Source organism: Paraburkholderia madseniana, from assembly GCF_009690905.1.
GTDB classification, from domain to species: domain Bacteria; phylum Pseudomonadota; class Gammaproteobacteria; order Burkholderiales; family Burkholderiaceae; genus Paraburkholderia; species Paraburkholderia madseniana.
Window position 1 is genome coordinate 1 of record NZ_VOSW01000206.1, and the last position, 5,358, is coordinate 5,358.

At 62.1% G+C, this 5,358-nt stretch carries 3 protein-coding genes; all 3 read right to left on the minus strand.

What is annotated here, in order from left to right; all coding sequences use genetic code 11:
• Nucleotides 1–439: 439 nt before the first annotated feature.
• The 3 genes from gmtX to gmtY are packed head-to-tail and all read right to left on the minus strand — an operon-like array spanning nucleotide 440 to nucleotide 5,088.
• Nucleotides 440–1,099 carry a gamma-mobile-trio protein GmtX gene (gene gmtX, locus FSO04_RS44835; RefSeq protein ID WP_154567792.1) on the minus strand — a complete coding sequence of 220 codons (660 nt, stop codon included), beginning with the start codon at nucleotides 1,097–1,099 and terminating at the stop codon, nucleotides 440–442.
• Entirely contained in the window at nucleotides 1,096–3,678 is a 2,583-nt protein-coding gene (gmtZ, locus tag FSO04_RS44840) for a gamma-mobile-trio integrase GmtZ (protein WP_154567794.1), read from the minus strand. The genes gmtX and gmtZ overlap by 4 nt, the downstream gene beginning before the upstream one ends.
• A 9-nt stretch (nucleotides 3,679–3,687) precedes the next feature.
• Complete coding sequence (gene gmtY / locus FSO04_RS44845) at nucleotides 3,688–5,088, minus strand: gamma-mobile-trio recombinase GmtY (protein ID WP_154567796.1); 1,401 nt, start codon at nucleotides 5,086–5,088, stop codon at nucleotides 3,688–3,690.
• Nucleotides 5,089–5,358 lie beyond the last annotated feature (270 nt).

Below are 5,358 nucleotides of genomic sequence, written 5' to 3' on the forward strand. Positions count from 1 at the left end.
GTCTTATACCTTAACGGTACATAGTTCGCGAGCAAGTGGCCGGGGATTCAGTAAGGGCGGTGTTTTAAGCATCAACGCCTTGCGATGTATAAATACATCGTAATACACCGAAACTTCCAAGCGCCAGCCATTACGCTGGCGCTTTTCCTATTGCGTAATTCGTACGTCAGGGGGTTTGGTGGCGTTCCCTTTGAGCCTGTTATTCCCCAAGCGACGCCTCCCACTCCTTGCCATCATCAAGGATAGGATGGGTATCACTCACCACAACCAGCGGCTTGCCACGATGGGCCAGCGCAAATCGCGATATCGCGCCGGCTTGCCCTTCCGGCATTGCTTGGCAGTTCGAACCTAGTGCCCCGACCCACACATACTGCCTAGATTCAATGCAGGCAAGGTAATAAGCCACACTCATGTTGTTCCCCTTTAATTTTTGCTTTGCCTACGCAAGCACTTTTCGAATCGCCCGCGCGAACCCCACCTCAAACACTGTCCGGCCGCGCGCGTTGACGATTTCGCCGTGGCTGCCTTCCCGCAGTCCCCGTTGCTCGAGGTAATCGGCTGACACCGCTTTCCACAAGGCTTCGCGCTCGGAAGGCGTGAGCTGCGCGGCCATGGCAAGTACGGTCACCGGCGGCGCTCCGGGCGCGGCTGTGATCGTCGCGCCCAGCGGGCGCCGGTCCACAGTCACCTGGGTGTTGGCCTTCAGCACGTTGAGCTGCGCCTTGAGCTTGTCGCGCTCAGCAATGATGGCCTGCATGATGGAGCGGATCGCCGGGTCCTCGATGCGCATCAGGTATTCGTGGCTCGCGAGCGTCTTCGGCGGCTTGGGCTCGGGTGGCCCGACGTAGGCGGCCCAGGCTTCAATCAGTGCCTTGTAGTCCGTCGACTGGGCGTTGTAGAGGGCACGCCCCTTCATGATGCCTTCGGCTTCTGCCAGGCGCCCGACGGCCGGCAGAGAGAAGTCGCGCGAGCCCGTCTCGTGCTGCCTGCGGCAGAGATCGTGCATCTTTGCCAGATTTGTGCGCCGGTTTGAGCGCCCGCCCTTGGCGAGCAGCGACTCCAGCACCGCGTCCGGGTGGATGTCGGTCGCACCATTCATGCTTCATCTCCTGAGAGGACCTGACGTCCAGCGGGGTGGGCAGGAGGCAGAAGTGAGGTGAGGTCTAGGTCGAAGTGCTGGCTGAGGCTCAAGCCTGCATCCATCAGGCGAATGACTTGGCGCTGGCCCAACGCGGGATTCTCCGGGTTCATCTGCTGGGCAAGGCGGCGCAGGAAGGCGTTGCCGGCGAGCAGTTGCTCCTGTTCACTCAACAGCATGAACACGGGCGGCAGGTCGTCGCGGTAGAGCACCGCGTCGAGCAACTGGCTACGGCGGAACACCGCCTTTCCCGGTTCGAGGTCGGGGTAGACCTCGACGTTTTCGCAGACGCCCGCAAGTTGCAGCAGCTCCGACTCCGTTTCCTCGAAGGCGACCTGTACGTCGCCCCCCGTGCCGGCGGCCACCAACTCCGTGCCGGAGCCTTGCGGCGCGTCGAGCGCCGCCTTGCAGCGTTCGATGAGACGCCAGCAGGCCACCAGGTCTTCGGCGAGGTCGCTGAAGCGCTTTATGGCGCTCTCCCACACCCGCTCAGCCTGCCGGCAGGCGTCGAGCCTGGAGAATGGCTGGCCAGCATCCTCGGCGTCCGCCTTTTGCCTCTTTAGGTCTTGCAGCGTGTTCTCGTGCGCGAGACAGGCGTTGCGCGCCTCGTCGAAGTGATAGGCGAGCGTGTTGAACTGGGCAACGAGCGCCGGTAGGTGGTGCGGCTCGGTCACGAACCAGCGGCAGCGCACGCAGTTGCGGCTGCCGCCCGGAACAGGTCCATACTTGGGAGCCGAGAGTGAGCCAATGTTCGAGCCGCCGTTGTAGCAGCCACCCACAACACTGTTATCCTCGACCTCGCTGGTGTTGCCGCCGACGAGACACAGGCCGTGGTGCATGGGCATCCAGCCCGCCGGGTTGCGCGCGGCCGGATGCTGCGGGACGGCGGCGGCGAGGATGGGCACGCTGTTACAGATGGCCTTTTGCAGCAACTCGTCGTGCTCGGTGTCGAGCAGGAAGTTTTGGATGCTCGCCTCTTTGTTCATTTCCAGCCGCTCCGCTGCACCGAGCAGCACGTCGCGGATGTGCGTCGCGCCGGGCTTGGTGTAGTAGAGGGTCATCAGCAGGCGGCTGTGGCCGACGAGTTTCTGCAGGATAGGGAACGGCACCTGGCCTTCGAGCGCCAGCGCGGTGATGAGGGATACGCGCAGGCTGTGCAGGGGGAAGAGGGTCGTCAGTCCATTGTTCTGTTCTTCCGGCGGCGGGAGGAAACGTATCGCCGCTCCGTTGTGATGGGTTTCACCTCGGTCGGCCAGCCGCAGTTCCAGTGCTTCCAGCAGCGAGAACCAGCAGCTGTCCAGCCCCCTGTTCCGGATAGGCCGATGACGTTCGCCGTCTCCCGCCTCCGGTATCCTGAAGAGGAAGCAGGTATCCGGGTAGCCCGCCAGTTGCACCTCGCTCTTTGCCTTCATGTGACGACCATCGAGTTCCGTCCAGGACGTCCGCCGCGAGACGGGGTTGTACTTCGCCTGCCAGTTGCGCAGCTTCTCCAGCCAGTAGAAGACATCCTGATGCACCGGCCCGCCAAAGGACCACGGCAGCACGTAGCCCTTCTCGGAACCGGACTTGGTGATGTCGGCGGTCTTGTTGGTGTTGATGTAGAGCACTGTCGAGACCGCCCCGACGTCGGCGAGCGGGTCATTGCGGCGAAACACGCCCTGTTGCAGCGGCTGGCGTTCACTGCCCTGAGCGAGCCGGCTCGGATTCAATGACCAGTTGCCCGCCGCGTAGCGCCAGGTATCGGCTTCACCCGAATCAAGCATGCGGACCTGGAAGGTGCGCAGCGGCAGGATGAGCTTCACGAGCAGGGCAACCCACCGCACCGGGCTCCACATCTCCAGGCGAGTTCCGTTCTTGAGGGGCCGCTCGCGCCACACGCAGTCCGGGTCGTTCCGGTCTATCTGTGCCTTGGCCACTTCGAACCAGTCGGGTGCACCGCGCCCACGCTGGCCGATTTCCACGCCCAAGGCGGCCTGCGCCCACTGCCAGTCCCGGAAGTGCGGTCCCGCCGCGAGCATCTGCCGCAGTTCGTCGATGTAACCATAGGGCAGCGGCGAATGCACGCTCTCGTCGCGCTTCGGCAGACCGCCATTGGACATCCGGGAAACGGGGTTGCGAAACGCCGGCGAGACCACCGGCCGGCCGTGGTCGTCGATTTCGCTGAACTCGCGCAGCAGCACGAAGTGCAGGAAGGCGTGGATGTAGTTGTTGTACTTGATACCTTTCAGGGAATCGGGGCAGGCTGTCCGGTAGAACTCAGGCAGGACGGTGGTGCACGCCAGGAAAGATGCCGGGTCGAGCGGTAGCCCCTGCTGGATTAGGTAGCGCTCCACGAACGCCACCAACCCGAGCAGTTTGTCACCCACGTTCGTTGTCTCTCCCTTCAACCATTCCACTGCTAGCGCGCGCCAGGCTGAGAGCTGCGGATAGTCGCGCTCGACCCAGCCTAAGTTGGTATCCGTGTCGCGGCTCACTCCTTTCCCGTTGCGAGCTTGAGTGGCAGGTGCCTTGGGCGCATACGCTTTCTTCTTTTCGGCCATAAGGGTTCCTCAGTCGTTGAGTTCGATGCCAGGCAGCAACAGGCCGGACGCGGACGGTGTCCCGGTGTGCCTGTCCCGCAATCGCTGCGCGGCCGCCTCCAGCTCAGCCAGTGCCTCTCGGGTATTCGCCTGCGTATAGACCTCCTGGCTCTCCAGCGAGGCGTGATGCATGAAGCGGCGGATGAGCGTCTTGTCGATGCCAGCGCTGCGAAGGCGCCGGCCGTAGGCGTGACGGTGTCCGTGTGGCGTTGTGCCCAGCGCCTTGCTCACCGTGAGCCCGATGCGCTCGCACGCTGCGGCATGGGCCTTGTTGTACTGGGTGAGCGTGTACATGGCGCCGACGGGCTCGCGGTTCAGGTTGATGAAGGCGAAGGGGTGGCCACGCTCGACGCGTGCGACCTGCTCGAGATAGCGGTGCCAGAGTTGCAGGAACCACTCGCCATACTCGGGCAGAAACCAGTACGCTTGCTTGTAGTACGCGGCGTCATGGGTGCCGCCCTTCCAGCCGGCGTGCCGCCGATCCATCAGATCGGTACGTGGCACCAGGCCAAACTGGTGGGCGAGATACTCCGCCCTGCTGCCTCTACGCGGGCGTCCAAGTTTGTCGCGCCAATCGGCAGGCGCGGAGCCGTAGCTTGGATGGTGAATCAGGACCTTGGCCTGCTTCAGATTGGCTGGATCTGGAAACACGTCGGGGATGAAGAGATGGAAAGGCTCGGATTCGCGAAACCCCGCCCCGTGTAACAGCAATGTGATGAGCATGCTTCGATAGTCATAACGACCACCCGCGCAGAAACCCTTCAGCAGTAATTCCTCAAAGCGCTCCTCAGGGAAGGCCGGCGGATCGCCTTTTTCGACATTCGGAGCGCGTCGGCTTCGCACGCGATATGCAGCCTGGGCGGAGGACGAGTTCGCCGCCCATATATGCCCAAGGAACGCCTTGCTGCGTCGGTACTGGTATGCAGCCTCATCGGTTTGCCGGTCGAAAGCCCCGCCTGCATAGCGGGGATTCACTGCGGCAGTCTCAGGGCGCACTTCCCCAAGCCAATCAAAAAAGTCGGAGAGATGCGTGATGATGTGCGACGCATCTCGCGGTGAACGTGGCGCCCAGCACAAGCCACTGGGGTCAAGGCCGGTGGCCCGATCAAACGTGCCGGTGTAGAGCCTCTGGGCGAAGTTCTGGAACAGACGATAAGTATCGCGCTCCGCCGGATTGGACTGTAGGTATTCAAGAAACATCCGGACGGACCGGGTTACCTTGGTCATCCATGCCAAGCTGCGGTCGTGACTACGAAAGAGGTAGTAGTCGAGCAGCGGCTCCAAGATACCCGCTGGCGTCAATACCACCGGAAGTTCCGCGTACACGCCTGTCCAATCGGTATGTATGCGCGCCTTGACCGTCACAAACATGTGAAGCGGTCGGTCAGCGGATTGAACAAAGCGACATCGCGGGACGGGCCACGCGGTGGAGCCTCGACGACACGCGGGATCACGACTACATCTCCAACTCTGCGCAAGCTATTCTCGCCATACATAAAAAGGCGCGGATTATACATACGATGCCATCGCACGGTATAGCTTCAACATCTGAAAGGCAAAAAAACACCCCTTCAAGAGGGGTGTTCGAAGTGAATTCCGCTCAGCGTTACAGAACTATGTATTCCTTGCTGGGGGGAATAA